The 15,556-nt window shown below is 73.4% G+C and carries 15 protein-coding genes; 9 read left to right on the forward strand and 6 right to left on the reverse strand.

The features are described 5' to 3' along the window. The first annotated feature begins 134 nt into the window (after positions 1 to 134). Positions 135 to 911, forward strand: a complete 777-nt coding sequence (locus D6B71_RS11405; RefSeq protein WP_164519625.1) for an aminoglycoside adenylyltransferase domain-containing protein — start codon at positions 135 to 137, stop codon at positions 909 to 911. A gap of 176 nt (positions 912 to 1,087) precedes the next feature. Next, positions 1,088 to 2,356 carry a multidrug effflux MFS transporter gene (locus D6B71_RS11410; RefSeq protein WP_206051698.1) on the forward strand — a complete coding sequence of 423 codons (1,269 nt, stop codon included), beginning with the start codon at positions 1,088 to 1,090 and terminating at the stop codon, positions 2,354 to 2,356. Here D6B71_RS11410 and D6B71_RS11415 read toward each other — a convergent pair. The 5 genes from D6B71_RS11415 to D6B71_RS11435 form a co-directional block, all read right to left on the reverse strand. Then, positions 2,350 to 2,802, reverse strand: coding sequence for a DUF6174 domain-containing protein (locus D6B71_RS11415; protein WP_121255127.1), 453 nt, complete (start codon positions 2,800 to 2,802; stop codon positions 2,350 to 2,352). The genes D6B71_RS11410 and D6B71_RS11415 overlap by 7 nt on opposite strands. A 62-nt stretch (positions 2,803 to 2,864) precedes the next feature. Next, positions 2,865 to 4,388 carry a PH domain-containing protein gene (locus D6B71_RS11420; RefSeq protein ID WP_126688246.1) on the reverse strand — a complete coding sequence of 508 codons (1,524 nt, stop codon included), beginning with the start codon at positions 4,386 to 4,388 and terminating at the stop codon, positions 2,865 to 2,867. 11 nt (positions 4,389 to 4,399) lie between these two features. Continuing rightward, on the reverse strand, positions 4,400 to 4,891 hold the full coding sequence (locus D6B71_RS11425) for a PH domain-containing protein (protein ID WP_121255131.1): 492 nt from the start codon (positions 4,889 to 4,891) through the stop codon (positions 4,400 to 4,402). A 36-nt stretch (positions 4,892 to 4,927) separates the two neighbouring features. Then, the gene (locus tag D6B71_RS11430; protein ID WP_121255134.1) at positions 4,928 to 6,712 is read right to left on the reverse strand and encodes an acetyl/propionyl/methylcrotonyl-CoA carboxylase subunit alpha; all 1,785 of its coding nucleotides are present in this window, start codon (positions 6,710 to 6,712) and stop codon (positions 4,928 to 4,930) included. Between the two features lie 192 nt (positions 6,713 to 6,904). Next, positions 6,905 to 8,134: an oxygenase MpaB family protein gene (locus tag D6B71_RS11435; protein WP_121255136.1), complete on the reverse strand. Its 1,230-nt coding sequence runs from the start codon at positions 8,132 to 8,134 to the stop codon at positions 6,905 to 6,907. An 83-nt stretch (positions 8,135 to 8,217) separates the two neighbouring features. On the opposite strand from D6B71_RS11435, the gene D6B71_RS11440 reads away from it, so the two are divergent. From D6B71_RS11440 to D6B71_RS11460, 5 genes are all read left to right on the forward strand, one after another. Beyond that, positions 8,218 to 8,865 carry a TetR/AcrR family transcriptional regulator gene (locus D6B71_RS11440; protein WP_121255137.1) on the forward strand — a complete coding sequence of 216 codons (648 nt, stop codon included), beginning with the start codon at positions 8,218 to 8,220 and terminating at the stop codon, positions 8,863 to 8,865. 118 nt (positions 8,866 to 8,983) lie between these two features. Further along, complete coding sequence (locus tag D6B71_RS11445; protein WP_126688247.1) at positions 8,984 to 9,466, forward strand: hypothetical protein; 483 nt, start codon at positions 8,984 to 8,986, stop codon at positions 9,464 to 9,466. Next, a complete protein-coding gene (locus D6B71_RS11450) occupies positions 9,463 to 10,806 on the forward strand; it encodes a 4Fe-4S binding protein (protein WP_121255141.1) in 1,344 nt (447 codons plus the stop codon). The genes D6B71_RS11445 and D6B71_RS11450 overlap by 4 nt, the downstream gene beginning before the upstream one ends. 62 nt (positions 10,807 to 10,868) lie before the next feature. After that, a complete protein-coding gene (locus D6B71_RS11455; protein ID WP_121255522.1) occupies positions 10,869 to 12,092 on the forward strand; it encodes an acyl-CoA dehydrogenase family protein in 1,224 nt (407 codons plus the stop codon). A 67-nt stretch (positions 12,093 to 12,159) separates the two neighbouring features. Next, positions 12,160 to 12,729 carry a GtrA family protein gene (locus tag D6B71_RS11460; protein ID WP_121255143.1) on the forward strand — a complete coding sequence of 190 codons (570 nt, stop codon included), beginning with the start codon at positions 12,160 to 12,162 and terminating at the stop codon, positions 12,727 to 12,729. On the opposite strand, the gene D6B71_RS11465 is transcribed toward D6B71_RS11460, so the two are convergent. Then, the gene (locus tag D6B71_RS11465) at positions 12,674 to 13,273 is read right to left on the reverse strand and encodes a Maf family protein (protein WP_240641336.1); all 600 of its coding nucleotides are present in this window, start codon (positions 13,271 to 13,273) and stop codon (positions 12,674 to 12,676) included. The two genes, D6B71_RS11460 and D6B71_RS11465, sit on opposite strands and share 56 nt — an antisense overlap. 63 nt (positions 13,274 to 13,336) lie before the next feature. Between D6B71_RS11465 and D6B71_RS11470 the strand changes: the two genes are divergently transcribed. Continuing rightward, complete coding sequence (locus D6B71_RS11470) at positions 13,337 to 14,341, forward strand: glycoside hydrolase family 6 protein (RefSeq protein ID WP_164519626.1); 1,005 nt, start codon at positions 13,337 to 13,339, stop codon at positions 14,339 to 14,341. A 90-nt stretch (positions 14,342 to 14,431) separates the two neighbouring features. Beyond that, complete coding sequence (locus tag D6B71_RS23790; RefSeq protein ID WP_121255149.1) at positions 14,432 to 15,496, forward strand: response regulator transcription factor; 1,065 nt, start codon at positions 14,432 to 14,434, stop codon at positions 15,494 to 15,496. Positions 15,497 to 15,556: the final 60 nt, after the last annotated feature.

Genomic DNA, 15,556 nt, shown 5'->3' on the forward strand with positions numbered 1-15,556 from the left:
GTGATCGCGGTGGCGCATGCCCGGAGCGGATGCTCGCGGGTGCTGGTTGTCGTCATGGCGCTACGTTAGAGGCGACCACCGACACTCCCGTTCACTCAAGTGTTCGATTCGACGGCCTCGATAAGGTCCCTTCCATGCCTCTCCCTGCACCCGTGGCAGATGTCTGTGCGCGGTTTCTCGACCTGGCGCCGGAGGGGCTGATCACCGGTCTCTACCTGACCGGCGGCACCGGGTTCGGCGAGTGGATCGACGGTCGCTCCGACATCGACTTCGTGGCCACGCTTGCCCACCGGCCGAACGATCAGGAGGTGGAGCAGCTGCAGGCGCTGCACGCACGGCTGGCGGCGACCTCCCGGATCGACTTCGACGGTATGCATATCCTCGCCTCCGACCTGGTCAGTGACCCCCGAGACCTCGCTCCGGTGCCGGTCGTGCTCCACCATCAGTTCCAGATCGGCCACCTGGACCAGCTCGTCGCCTGGCACGAGCTGGCCTGGCACGGCGTCACGGTCTCCGGCCCCGACGTGTCGACGCTCGATGTCTGGACCGACCGCCAGGTGCTGCGCAACCACACCGTGGACAACCTCGACACGTACTGGCGCGACACTGCCGAACGGCTCTCGGGCTCGTCCCCCGAGGAACCCGCAGAGACCCTCGATGAGGCCTGCACCTGGTGCGTCCTCGGCGTCGCGCGGCTCCACCACCTGATCGTGACCGGCGCTATGACGACCAAGTCGGGGGCGGGTCGTTGGGCCCTGTCCCACTACGACGGACGCTGGCACCGGGTGATCCGCGAGGCGCTGCGGCTGCGCGAGGGCGGTCAAGCCGAGTACGACGACCCGGCGTCGCGGCTGCGCGACACCGCCGCGTTCACGGCGTACGTCGTGGCCGCGGGCACCGACCGCCCGTGAGCACCATCACCCGCCGAACCGCATCGCAGGCCGCCCGGGGCGCCCAGCATGGTTCCGCGCGCGCCGAGATCGTTCGCCTCGTCCTGCGCGGGGAATGACGACGCCCTCACGCGGCTTGTTCCCCTGGCGGACGCCGGAGTCCGCGATGACCGCTCCGACCGCTGAGAGACGCTTCTGTGACAACGACCGCCGAGCCGCGTGCCGGTGCCACCTCCCCGACCCGGCCCCGCGACTCGGTGGGGTTCATCCTCGTCCTGGGTGTGCTCGTCGCGCTCGGACCGTTCACCATCGACCTGTACCTGCCGGCGTTGCCGACGATCGAGCGTGAGCTGCACACCACCTCGGCGGCGGTGCAGCTGACGCTGACCGGCACCCTGGCCGGGCTCGCGTTCGGCCAGCTCGTGCTCGGCCCGGTCTCGGACGCGATCGGACGCCGTCGGCCACTCCTGGCCGGCCTGCTCGTGCACGTCCTGGCCTCGCTGGCCTGCGTGCTCGCACCCGGTGTCGTCACGCTGGGCGTCCTCCGGGTGCTGCAGGGTTTCGGCGCGGCGGCGGCCTCGGTGATCGCGATCGCCGTCGTGCGCGACCTGTTCCGCGGGGTGCGCGCCGCGCGGATGATCTCGCGCCTCATCCTCGTGATCGGCGCCTCCCCGGTGTTGGCCCCGACGGTCGGCAGCGAGCTGCTGCGGTGGACCGACTGGCGCGGCATCTTCGCCGCACTGGCCCTGCTCGGGGTGGGAGTGGGCGTGGTGGCGGCCCTCCGCCTGCCCGAGACGCTGCCGCCCGAGCGTCGGCAGTCGGGGGGAGTGCGGGGCACGGGGCGGGCCTACGCCGCGCTGCTCGGGGACCGCACGTTCCTGGCGCTGGTGCTGGTCGCGGCGCTGATGATGTCGGCGCTCTTCGCCTACGTCGCCGGCTCGTCCTTCGTGCTGCAGGAGCAGTTCGGGTTCAGCGAGCAGATGTTCGGCGTGGTCTTCGCGGTGAACTCGGTGGCACTCATCGGTGCCGCCCAGGTCAACGTGTGGCTGCTGGGCCGGTGGTCGTCCGCGCAGATCCTCGTCACGGCGGTGGCCGTGGCGGTGCTCGCCTCGGTGGCGCTCCTGGTGCTCACCGTGGCCGAGGTCGGTGGCGTCTGGGGCGTCCTCGTCCCGCTGTTCGTCGTGCTCGGCGGTGTCGGCTTCGCCGGACCGAACGCCTCCGCCCTGGGCCTCTCCCTGCATGGTGAGTCCGCGGGCACCGCGGCCGCGCTCCTGGGTGCCGCCCAGTTCGGGCTCGGGGCTCTGACCGCCCCGGTGGTGGGCGTGCTCGGCAACGACGGCGTCGCGATGGCGCTGGTGATCGGCGGCAGCACGCTGCTTGCCGCGATCACCTTGGTCGGCGTGCTGCGGCTGCCCGTGCTGCACACGATCGACACCACCGAGTCCGACGCCGTCGTCGGTCACTGACCGGTGCGGAGCCGACTGACCCGGTAGCACTCCTCGTCGTCGATGGCGTCCGGGAGGTGGTCGATCGTGAGCGACTCGGGAATGCCCTCGTCGTCCACCGCCAGGTCCACGACCGCGTCCTCGCCGGCGCTCTCGGCTCTGGCGATCAGGCCCTCCAGCGTCGGCACGTCGGCCAGGTCGGGCCGGTAGGTGGTGGGAGAGATCGGGTCGGCACGCCGCACCACCCCGTCGCGCACGACGACCCGGTAGCGGCCGAGGAACGAGCGCTCACCGCACATCGACTCCAGGACCAGGCGGTACGACGTGGGGAGCTCCGCGGTCACCGCCGGCAGCGGCGCGGTCGAGGCACCGGATCCCCGGTCGGTGCCCGCCTCGCCGGTGCAGCCAGCGGCCAGGAGCACGCCGCCCAGCAGCGGGAGCAGACGGTGGTGCGGCGGCCGGGTCATGGGCGTGGGACGCCGAGCGGGCGGCCCGGGTTCCGACAGCGGGAGCAGCCGGGATCGCCCGCTCACCGGGCGTCGGCGAGGAACTGCTCCACCAGACCCGGCACCGCGTCGCTGGCCACCCGCACGGCCTCGTCGTCCGGCACGTCGAGCACCGTGACCGACTGCCGGCCACCGGCGGTGGTGGCCGACAGCGAGGTGAGGCCGCCGCGCCGCTGGAACCAGGTCGCGCGGAGGTTCCAGCCGATGACGTGCTCGACACCGAGCGCCTCGCGGCGCCGCAGCAGGCTGCCGGACCGGGCGACCAGGGTGTCGCCGACCACGGCGTGCCCCAGCGACCGGGTGCGGTCGACGGCCAGGGCCACACCGACGGGCAGCGCGAGGAGCGCGACCAGCGGCACCCAGCCGGGAGCGTCGAGCAGCGGTACGGCGAGCGAGGCGGCTCCCACCACCAGCAGCGCCGGGGCCAGTGCCCGGAACCAGCGCCGCTGCCTGGCGACCGGCCCGTGGGCGACGAGGCCGCCGACCAGGGGCTCGGCCGAGCCGAGCACCAGCGACCCGACCCGCTGCGCCACCACCCGCGGGGCGGGCGGCGCGAGCGCGGCGCTGTTGGACGCGGTGGCCAGGCCGGTGACGATCGCGGAGACCCGGGCGGCCCCCGCCAGCCGCAGCGGCCACGGTTCGGTGAGGGTGACTCCCGCGACCCGCTCCTCGTCGATGCTGGTCTCGCGGGTGGTCAGCAGGCCACGGCGCACGTGCCAGGAGCCTGCCTCGCGGCGCAGCGCGAACCCCCAGTTGGCGACCAGGTAGCCGGCGACGGAGAACGCGACGTAGACGACCAGCACCCCGACGCCGAGCGCCGCGACGAGCAGTGCGCCGGGCAGCCCGGGCCCGCTCTCGATGCGAGTGGTGTCGACGCGGACCTCGCCCACCGACGAGACGACCTGGCCCACCGCGCCGAGCAGGCCGGCGAAGACCACCGCGCCGGTGCCGGTCAGCGGGGCGTAGCGCACCCAGCCGAGGTCGAGGGTCAGGGCGGGCGGCGGGGCCGAGACCGGGCCCGCCGCCGTTCCCACCCCCGGGCCCGCCGCCGACGGCTCCGCGTGTCCGGCGCCCGCCCGGAGCAGCTCGCCGCGCAGCCGCAGCGCCCGCTCGGTGGGCAGCCCGTCGAGGTCGAGCCGGTCGTCCTCGTCGGTCGAGGTGCTGCCGGTGCCGATGCGCAGCGTCTGCAGCCCCAGCAGGCGGTGCACCAGCGAGGCGCTGAGGTCGACGGTGCGGACGCGGTCCAGTCGCGCCGACAGGGTGCTGCGGTTCAGCAGCCCCCGCTTGAGCTCGACCCGGCCGTCGGCGATCCGGAAGCTCGTGGTCAGGTAGCGCAGCAGACCGAGCGCGACCGGGAAGCCGAGCCCGAACAGCTCCCAGGTGAGGGTGCCGGTGGCGGTGCCGGCGACGAGCACGCCGAGCAGCACCGGGAGGAACTTGACGACCTCCAGCACCGGGTGGACCAGCAGCATCCGCGGGTCCAGCCGCTGCCAGTCGTGCTCCTGGGCGAGCCCGGCCGGCGGCTCGGTCACGGGCGGCCCGGTCATGTCGGACTGCGTCACGTGGCGTCACCCGGGACCGCGTCGGCCTTGAGCGTCAGCTCGTCGACCAGCGCCCGGGCCCGCTGCTTGTCGAGCCCGAAGATCACCAGGGCCCCCGCGGCGGACGCGGTGGTGACCGTGACGCTGGCGAGCCCGAACAGCCGGGCGAGCGCCCCCTCTTCGTAGTCGACGGTCTGGATCCGCGACATCGGGGCGATCCGGCGCTCGCGGGCCCACCACCCGGTCTGGGTGTAGACCGCGGTCTCGGTGACCTCCCAGCGGTGCACCAGGTAGCGCCACTGCGGCACCACGGCGACGTAGCCGACGACGGCCAGCGCGATCAGCGCGTGCGCCCACCACGGCAGGTCGACGGCGTCCCACACCAGGTCGCCGACGACGAGAGTGGCGAGCAGGGCGAGCCCCTCCAGGCCGGTCTCGAGACGCCAGAGCGTGCGGGCACGGGGATTGACCTGCTCGGACGGGTCACGCAGGGTGGGGAGGGGGGACACGCTCCGAGCCTACGAGGCCGGCCGGGCCCTCTGGGATCAGTCCTTCAGCTCGCAGACGACCGCGCCGTTGGTCACGGTCGCCCCGACCTCGGCCTGGAGCCCGGTGACGGTGCCCGCCTTGTGGGCCTTCAGCGGCTGCTCCATCTTCATCGCCTCGAGCACCACGATCACGTCGCCCTCGGCGACCTCCTGGCCCTCCTCGACGGCGATCTTGACGATCGTGCCCTGCATCGGGCTGGTCACCGAGTCGCCCGTGGCCGCGGCGCCGCCCTTCTTGCCGCCGGCCCGCTTCGGCTTCTTGGCCGCGCCGCCGCCGGTGGACAGGCCGCCGAGCCCGCCCGGCAGCGAGACCTCGAGCCGCTTGCCGCCGACCTCGACGACGACCGTCTGCCGCTCGGCGGACTCCTCGGCCTCGGCCGTGTCGCCGGCGTAGGGCTCGATCCGGTTGTCGAAGTCGGTCTCGATCCACTGGGTGTAGACGTCGAAGGAGCCCTCGCCCGAGGGGTTCGAGGCGCCGACGTACGCCGGGTCCGAGACGACCGCGCGGTGGAAGGGGATGACCGTGGGCATGCCGTCGACGACGAACTCGTCGAGCGCCCGGCGGGAGCGCTCGAGCGCCTGGGTGCGGTCGCGGCCGGTGACGATCAGCTTGGCGATCAGGGAGTCGAACGAGCCCGGGATGGTCTGGCCGTTCTCGTAGCCGCCGTCGAGGCGCACGCCCGGCCCGCTCGGCGGGGCCCACGCCGACAGGGTGCCGGGGGCCGGCATGAAGTTGCGCCCGCCGTCCTCGGCGTTGATGCGGAACTCGATGGAGTGGCCGCGGATCTCGGGGTCGTCGTAGCCGAGCTCCTCGCCGGCGGCGATGCGGAACATCTCGCGCACCAGGTCGATGCCGGTGACCTCCTCGGAGACGCAGTGCTCGACCTGGAGCCGGGTGTTGACCTCGAGGAAGGAGATCGTGCCGTCCTGGGCGACCAGGAACTCGCAGGTGCCGGCGCCGTAGTAGCCGGCCTCGCGCAGGATGCGCTTGGAGGACTCGTAGAGCTCGGCGACCTGCTCCTCGCTGAGGAACGGCGCGGGCGCCTCCTCGACCAGCTTCTGGTTGCGGCGCTGCAGCGAGCAGTCGCGGGTCGAGACGACCACCACGTTGCCGTGCTGGTCGGCCAGGCACTGGGTCTCGACGTGGCGCGGCTTGTCGAGGAACTTCTCGACCAGGCACTCGCCGCGGCCGAACGCGGTCACGGCCTCGCGGACCGCCGACTCGTAGGCGTCCGGGATCTCCTCGAGGGTGCGGGCGACCTTGAGGCCGCGCCCGCCGCCGCCGAAGACCGCCTTGATCGCCACCGGCAGCCCGTTGGCCTTCGCGAACTCGACCACCTCGTCGGCGTCGGCGACCGGGTCCTTGGTGCCGGGCGCCAGCGGCGCCTTCGCGCGGTCGGCGATGTGCTTGGCCTTGGCCTTGTCGCCCAGTGCCTCGATGGCCGCGGGCGGCGGGCCGATCCAGATCAGCCCGGCGTCGATGACGGCCTGGGCGAAGTCGGCGTTCTCGGCGAGGAAGCCGTAGCCGGGGTGCACGGAGTCGGCGCCGGACTCCTCGGCGACCTTGATGATCTTGGCGATGTCGAGGTAGGACTCGGCCGGGGTGGCGCCGCCCAGCGAGTAGGCCTGGTCGGCGAGCCGGACGAACAGCGCGTCGCGGTCGGCGTCGGCGTAGACGGCCACGCTGTCGATGCCGGCGTCCTTGCACGCCCGGATCACCCGGACCGCGATCTCGCCGCGGTTGGCGATGAGGACTCGGCGCAGAGGCAAGACGTCGGGCACGGGGACTCCTGTGGGCGTTCGGTCGGGTGGCTGCGAGCCGGTCGGCGGTCCGACCCGGGGGTACGCCGGGTGGTCCGCGGGGCAGGTTACCGCCCGGCGTCCTCAGGGTGCCCGCAGGTCTCACGGAGGAACCCCGCTCCCGCCGGATCGCCGGGAGTGGGATGCGTCACGTGCTCGTGATCGTCCGGCGGGTCAGCCGTGCCCGGGCGCCACCGCGCCGATGCCGGGAGCCTGATGGCCGTAGTAGCGGGCCAGCTGGCGCTCGGTGTGCCGCTCCGCGCGCCGGGCGAGCACGTCGTTGCCGCCGGGAAGCCGGCCCACCAGGTGGCTCCAGAAGGCGTTGCTCGCCAGCCGCGCCGCGCCGTACCACGGTGGGCGCAGCGGCAGCCCGAGGTCGCGCATCGCGGCCGGGCCGAGCAGGAACGTGCCGGCGCTCAGCGCCCGCTCGCGTTCGTAGCGCCGCCGCCACCGGCCGACCGGGGCCAGGTCGGACATGTCGATCAGGGCCCGGGCGAGCGTGCGGCTGTTGTCGTCGGGCGGCGGGTCGTGGGAGAGGAAGTGGTAGAGCAGCCGGCGGCCCTCGCGCTCGGTGCGGGGCAGCCACTCCTCGTCGACGCCCATCAGCCACCCGACGTAGGACCACAGGTGCATCACCGCCGCGCCGTCGCGGCGCGAGACGCGCACTCCGAGCAGTCGCGCGTGCAGCAGGAAGCTGGTGCTGAAGACGCCGAGGGTGCTGGCCTGGTCGTACTGGTTGATCGGGACGCCGCGTTCGGCCCAGGGCCAGGTGGGGTCGCGCTCGAGCTGGTCGTTGACGAACGCGTGCATGATCCGCACGTGCACGGCCAGCCGCCATCCCTCGGCGTCACGCGCCAGCCCGCCGGGGGCGGTCACCGCCCGCCACCAGGCGGTGGTCTCGCCGATCCGGCGCAGGGTCTCCTCGCCGGTCAGCCGTCCGGTGCGGGCGAGCGGCTCCAGCGCGGCGGCGGTGCGGTAGCCGCCGAGCAGGGAGCCGTAGGCCAGCACGGTGCCGGCGTCGAGGCCCATCGTGCGGCAGACCCTGGCGCCGCGCTCGAGCAGCGCGTCGTCGACCCAGTCCGGGCGCCTCTCGACGAGCGCGAAGAGGTCGCGCAGCTCGGGTGCCGCGTCGGCCGCCGGGCCGTGCTCGAGCGCCTCCCGGATCTGGGGCATGGTCACCGTGCGCTGCTCGCGCATCGCCCGCACGAGCGCCGCGGCCGGCTCGTCGCGGCGTACCAGGCCGGCGCGGAGCGCGTCGAGCTCGGCGGGCGTGGGGAGCGCGCCGGGCCCGGCCACGAGTCGCAGCGGCGCGGCCGCGCGGCGCGACCACCGGGGGTCGGGCGCGAACCGGGTGGGCGTCGCGTCGAGCGCGGGGGAGGCGGGGGAGGACGTGTCGCTGGTCACCTCTCCAGGTTAAAGTGAGCAAACACTCACCTTCTACTCGCGTTTCCGCTCCGCCGGTGAACGCTGCCCATCGGAGGTCTCGCATGCCTGCTCCGGCCCGCCGCCGTCCTCGCCAGGCCCGCTCGGTGCAGATGAAGCAGCGCATCCTCGACGCCGCTGCTCAGGTTCTTGCCGAGCAGGGCTACGCCGCGATGACCACGAACCGTGTCGCGGCCCGGGCCGAGGTGAGCGTGGGCTCGCTCTACCGCTACTTCGAGGACCGGCACGACCTGATGGAACACCTGCGCGAGGCGTCGTCGGCGGCGACGATGGCCGAGCTGACCGCGGCCATGGTCGAGGCGGTCGCGCTGCCGCCGCGGGCCGGCGTCCGGCTCGTGGTCGGCACCCTGGTCGACTCCCTCGAACGGCACGGGCCCGTGGTGCGGGCGCTGATCGACGAGGTGCCGATGGGCAGTCACCAGAACGCGCTGCCCCAGCTCGAGGGGCAGCTGCAGCAGCTGGCCCGCGTCTTCGTCGCGCGTCAGGTCCCGGACCTGCCGGCCGCCGAGGTCGACGCCCGGGTCTACCTGGCGCTGGGGGTGACGCTCAACGCCTGCCTGCGCATCGCCCTCGAGCGGCCGCCGGACCTGGACCGCGACGGCCTCGTCGAGCTGCTCACCGACCTTCTGGTGCTGGGGCTCGGGATGCCGCCACGCGGTGCTCCCGCCGCCGTGCCGGGCCGGGAAGGCTGAGGACCTTCTGCCCACTCGCTGAGGTCTCTCGGCGTTGTCGGACCCCATGCGAGGGCGCTGACACTCGTGGCACGGGCGACCCGCCGGGGGTCGCCTCGGACGTGGGGTCGGCGAGACGATGGACACGACGACAGCGGGACGCACGGTGCGCGCCGCGGGGGGAGTCGCGGTCACGGCCGCGGCGCTGGCGCTGGCGTGGGGTACGCCGAGCGCCGCGGCCGCCGCCGTGGGCAACGACGCCCTGCCCCTGCACGGCGAGTCCGCCTCGCCGACCCCCGCCCCCGACACCGGTCACGACCACGGCGCCGAGCCGGAGGAGCCCAGCGGTCACGACCACGGCGCCGAGCCGGAGGAGCCCGCCGGTCACGACCACGGCGCCGAGCCGGAGGACTCCGGTGGCCACTCCCACGGCGGCGAGCCGGACACCGTCTCGACCACCACCAAGACCGTGGTGGTCGGAGGGTTCGGCCTGGTCAACGCCGCCGTCGTCGGCACCGCGTTCGTGATCCGCCGGCGCGAGCGGCGTGACGGCGGACCGGCCCGAGGGCCCCGCAACGTGCGTGCCGCGGCCTCGCGCACGCCGAGAGACGAGCCACGATGAGCACGAACCTGCTCGACTACCGTCCCGTCTCCGCGCTGGTGCGCAGCCGCTGGTACCCCATGGTGTTCCAGGTGCCCGTCGCGGCCGTCTTCGGCCTGGTCGCCTACCAGCTGATCGCCGGCCCGGCGACCGCCCACGACAACGCCGGCACCGCGTTGATGTGGGTGCTGTGGTGGCCGGTCGTGCCGATCACGTTCCTGCTGCTGGGCCGCTTCTGGTGCGCGGTCTGCCCGTTCGCCACGCTGAGCGATCTGGTGCAGAAGCTGGTCGGGCTGAACCGCGCCGCCCCGCGTTTCCTCAAGGCCTACGGCATCTGGATCATCGACGCCTCGTTCCTGGCGATCACCTGGGCCGACCACGTGTGGGGCATCGTCGGCTCGCCGTGGGGCTCGGGGGTGCTGCTCCTGCTGCTGACCACCGCGGTGATCGTGTCCGGTGCGCTGTTCCAGCGGCGTACCTTCTGCCGCTACCTGTGCTTCCTGGGCGGTCTGTCGGGCAACTACGCGCGCGCGGGCATGGTCCAGCTGCGCGCCGACCCCGACGTGTGCGCGACCTGCACCGCGAAGGCCGCGTGCTTCAACGGCACCGAGACCACCGCCCCCTGCCCGCTGTTCTCGTTCCCGCGGACCATGGACTCGATGGCCAACTGCAACCTGTGCGCCAACTGCGTGAAGTCCTGCCCGAACGACGCCATCTCCATCACCGTCCGGCCGCCCGCCAAGGAGCTGTGGCTGGTCGGCCGCGCCCGGATCGAGGAGTCGTTCCTGGCGATGGCGATCATGGGCATCGTCCTGATCCAGAACGTCACGATGCTCGACGTGTGGCAGGACCTGCTGGCCTGGGTCGGCCGGACCACCGGGATCACCAGCTATCCGGTGATCTTCACGCTGACGTTCGTGGTGGCCGTCGCGCTGCCGGTGGGGATGCTGGCCGCCGCGGCCTGGGCGGCGGCCCCGGCCAGCCGGGAGACCGTCAAGCAGAACTTCGCCCGCTTCGGCTACGCGCTGATCCCGCTGGACGTCGCGGCCCACCTGGCGCACAACCTGTTCCACCTGCTGGCGGAGGGGAGGTCGGTCTTCTACACAGTGGGTGGCCTGTTCGGGCAGAGCGGCACGGGCTCGACCGCGATCGTCGGGACCGGGACCATCCAGGTCCTGCAGTACTCCGTTCTGGCGCTCGGCGCCGGCCTCTCGGTGTGGACCGCCCGCAAGATCGCCGCCAACCAGCACGGGACGTCCGCCACGGCGCGGAGCGTCGCCCGCCCGGTCGTCGCGGTGATCCTGCTCTTCGCGGTCGTCAACGCCGTGCTGTTCGCGCTGCCGATGGCGCACCGGATGTGACCGGGCGGCAGTCCGGACCAGGTGGTTAACAATCACTAACCAGTCGGGCTAGCATGCCGGTCATGTCGCAGCCGAGCACCGCCTCCACCACGCCGTTCGAGCTCTCCCGCGAGCACGAGGAGTTCCGGCGCAGCGTCCGTGAGTTCGCCGAGGCCGAGATCGCCCCGCACGCCGCGCGCTGGGACCGCGAACACCACTTCCCGGTCGACGTGGTGCAGAAGATGGGGGCGCTCGGCCTGTTCGGCCTCACCGCCCCCGAGGAGTACGGCGGCGCGGCCGGCGACTTCACCAGCCTCTGCGTGGCGATCGAGGAAATCGGCCGGGTCGACCAGTCGATGGGCATCACGCTGGAGGCCGCGGTCGGCCTCGGCATCAGCCCGATCCTCAGCTACGGCAGCGAGCAGCAGCGCGAGACCTGGCTGCCCGACCTGGTGGCCGGCCGGCGGCTCGCCGGGTTCGGGCTGACCGAGCCGGGCGCCGGCTCCGACGCGGGCGCCACGCGCACCCGGGCCGACCTGGTCGACGGCCAGTGGGTGGTCAACGGGGCGAAGCAGTTCATCACGAACTCCGGCTCCGAGATCACCAGCCTGGTCACCGTCACCGCGCGCACCGGTGTGCGCACCGACCCCGCGACCGGGGCCGAGAAGCCGGAGATCTCCGCGATCCTGGTGCCCAGCGACACTGCCGGCTTCACCGCGGAGAAGGCCTACGACAAGCTCGGCTGGCACGCCAGCGACACCCATCCGCTCACGTTCACCGACGCCCGCGTCCCCGAGGACCACCTGCTCGGAGAGCGGGGTCGCGGCTACGCGCAGTTCCTCGCGACGCTCGACGACGGCCGGGTGGCGATCGCGGCCCTGGCCGTGGGGTGTCTGCAGGCCTGCCTCGACATGAGCCTGGCCTACGCCGGCGACCGGCAGACCTTCGGCGTGCCGATCGGGCGCAAGCAGGGCCTGGCCTTCCAGATCGCCGACCTCGAGGTGATGCTGCACGCCAGCCGGCTGCTCACCTACCGGGCGGCCGCGATGAAGGACAGCATGGCGACCGGCCACGGCGCGTCGGTGAGCGAGTTCAAGCAGGCCGCCGCGGTCGCCAAGCTCTACGCCACCGAGGCGGCGGTCACCGGCACCCGGATCGCCACCCAGGTCTTCGGTGGCTACGGCTTCATGGAGGAGTACCCCGTGGCCCGGTTCTACCGCGACGCCAAGGTGCTCGAGATCGGCGAGGGCACCTCCGAGGTGCAGCGGATGCTGATCGCCCGGGGGCTCGGGCTGCCGGTCGAGTGACCGGCGCGGCCCCAGCGGACGCCCCGCCCGCTGGGGCCTCGCACCGGCTGCGGATAGCCTGTCCGCCATGACCGAACGGCAGCGTCGCCTCCTCGGCGAGGCCGGACGCTTCCTCGCCGTCGGCGGCGTGGCCACGGTGGTGGCGCTGGTGCTGTTCAACGCGCTCGTGCACGGGTTCAACACCGGCGACCGGGCACTGCTCGACGGCCAGCCCTACCTGGCCTACATCGTGGCCAACAGCGTCGGCATGCTGGTCAGCTACGCCGGCAGTCGCCGCTACGCCTTCCGGCACCGCCCGCCGCAGCAGGCCGACGGAGGCCTGACCGCGTTCGTGGGCATCAACGTGGTCACGATGACGCTGCCGATCGCCTGCCTGTGGGTGAGCCGCAACCTGCTCGAGCTCGACGACCCGCTGTCGGACAACATCGCCGCGAACGTGATCGGCCTGGTGCTCGGCCTGGGCGCCCGCTTCTACCTGTTCCGCACGTTCGTGTTCAAGCGCCCGATCCACCTCACCGAGATGTACGACGACCCGTCCGAGGTCGTGCCCGGGCCCGGGGAGTCGGCCGACGCGGGGCCCGTCAGCGAGCCCACAGATCGGTCCAGGAGCAGCCGAGTCCCGCCACCAGCTCCCTGAGCAGCGGCAGGCTGACTCCGACCACGTTGTGGTGGTCGCCCTCGATGCCGGTCACGAACGCGCCGCCGAGCCCGTCGACGGTGAAGGCGCCCGCCACGTGCAGCGGCTCGCCGGTCGCCACGTAGGCGGCCACCTCGTCGTCGGTCAGGTCGGCGAAGTGCACCACCGTCGACGCGGTCGCGCTCGCGGCCCGATCGGTGCCGGTGTGCCGCAGGCTGTGCCCGGTGTGCAGCAGGCCGCTGCGCCCGCGCATCGCCTCCCAGCGGCGTACCGCCTCGTCGGGATCGTGCGGCTTGCCGAGCGCCGCGCCGTCGAGCTCGAGCACTGAGTCGCAGCCCAGCACCAGCGCCCCCTCGGGCACCTCCGGCCGCCCGGCGACCGCGGCGGACTTCAGCTCGGCGAGCCGGAGCGCCAGCTCGGCCGGCGGCAGCCCGTCGAGCTGGGACTCGTCGACACCGGAGACGACCACGATCGGGTCGAGCCCGGCGTTGCGCAGCGTGGAGAGCCGGGCCGGTGAGGCCGAGGCGAGCACGAGGGAGGTCACCGACCGGAGGCTACTGGCTCGGTGCGGCGCGGTCCTCCGCGGGAGGTCCGGCATGATGTGGCCGTGCCCGCGACCTCGTCCGAGACCCCCCGCCGGCGCAACCCCTGGCTGCTGCTCCCGGTCCTGGCGCTGGTCGGGGCCGCGGTGCTGGTCGCCGTGGTGCGCCTGCAGGACGCCGAGCCGGAGAACCCGCTCGCCGACCGCACCCAGTACGCCGACCCCGACTCCGGTGCCGCGCGCGCGGCCGCGGCGGCCGAGGAGGCGGGGGAGGGCCGGGCGGCCGAGCTGCTCTCGACGCTGGCGCGGGTGCCGGCCGGGATCTGGCTGACCCCGGAGGAGCACCCGGCGGGCGAGGTCGGCGGCTATGTCGCCACGATCGCCGAGGCCGCCGACGACGCCGACCAGGTGCCGGTGCTCGTGGTCTACGGCGTGCCCGACCGTGACTGCTCCGGCGGCTTCTCCGCCGGTGGGCTCTCGGCGCAGGACTACCCCGGCTGGGTCGGCGAGATCGCGGACGCGCTGGCCGACGCGGAGCGGGCGATCGTGGTCCTCGAGCCGGACGCGCTGGTCGGCTCGCTCGACTGCGGCAACCGTGAGCAGCGGGTGCGGCTGGTCGCCGAGGCGGCCGAGCAGCTCGACGAGGCCGGCGCGACGGTCTACCTCGACGGAGGGCACTCGCACTGGAAGCCGGCCGAGGACGTCGCCGAGCTGCTGCGCGACGCCGGCGTCGAGCGGGTGCGCGGATTCGCCACGAACGTCGCCAACTACCAGAGCGACCGGGACGAGCGCAGCTACGCCGAGGAGCTCAGCGGACTGCTCGATGGCGCGCACTACGTCATCGACCGCGGCCGCAGCGGCCCCGGTGTCTCCGGTGAGCCCACCGAGTGGTGCAACCCGCCCGGCCGCGCCGTCGGCGCCCGGCCCGAGGTGGTCGACGACGGGCAGCAGGACGCGTGGCTGTGGGTGAAGCCCCCGGGGGAGAGCGACGGGGAGTGCAACGGCGGGCCGCCGGCCGGCGACTTCTGGACCGAGCGGGCCCTGGAGCTGCTCGAGAACGCCGGTTGGTGACGACGCTCACGCACCGATCGCGCATACCGGCTGCGGCCACTGGTGCAGATGTGGCGCCCGAGGCTCCCCAGCGTTGTTAGGCTCACCTCCATGGACGGGGCGAGGGACTGGACTGCGGTCATCATCGAGGACGACCCTGACGTGCGGGACCTCATCGACATCGTGTTGACCCAGTCGGGCTTCACCACGGTGGTCGCGGAGAACGGCGCGCAGGGCGTGGACGCGGTGCGCGACCACGACCCGCTGATCACCACGCTCGACGTCAACATGCCGGGGATGGACGGCTTCGCCGTGGCCCGGCGACTGCGCGAGTTCAGCAACACCTACCTGATCATGATCACCGCCCTCGGCGACGAGATCGACGTGGTCCAGGGGTTCGAGGCGGGCGCCGACGACTATCTGGTCAAGCCGTTCCGGCCACGTGAGCTGCGGGCCCGTGCCGACTCGATGCTGCGCCGGCCCCGCGAGCGCTACGACCTGCCGCACGGCTGGGCCGACCCGGCGCCGGCCGAGACGCCGGTGCCGGTCACGGCGGCCACCGGCGAGTCGTGGGCCGCCGCGGCGGCCCGCGACCTGGCCGCCGGCTCGCCGCTGTCTCCGGTGGCGTCTGGTACCCCGCCGATGACGCCGCCGATGACTCAGCCGATGGCCCCACCGATGACGCAGCCGATGGCCCAGCCGGGCCAGCCCGTCGACCTGCGCCAGCAGGAGCAGCAGGTGGCCCAGTGGGCCGCCCAGCAGGCCGCGGCGCAGCAGGCCGCCGCGGCCCAGCAGCCGCCGGCCTTCCCCGCCGTCCCCGCCCAGGGCGGCCAGCCGACGTTCGACGGCGGGTGGATCCGCTTCAACGGGCTGGCGCTGAACAACGAGACCCGGGTGGTCACGCTGGGCGGCGCCACGGTCGACCTCACCCGCACCGAGTTCGACCTGCTCGCCTCGCTGCTCAGCACCGGCCGCCGGGTGCGCAGCAAGGCCGACCTGGTGCTGACCATGCGCGGCCAGCAGTACGTCACGTCGTACTTCGTCAACGAGGCCGACAAGCGCTCGGTCGAGGTGCACATCGCCAACCTGCGCCGCAAGATCGGCGACGACGCCGCCACGCCGCGGTTCATCGAGACCGTGCGCGGGGTGGGCTACCGGCTGGCCGCAGCCGAATAGGGCCTCGCTGGTCGAGCCGCGAGGAGCGCTAGCGACGATGCGAGTCGAGACCCGGTGACG

Source organism: Nocardioides ferulae, from assembly GCF_003660455.1.
In the GTDB taxonomy this organism is placed as follows: domain Bacteria; phylum Actinomycetota; class Actinomycetes; order Propionibacteriales; family Nocardioidaceae; genus Nocardioides; species Nocardioides ferulae.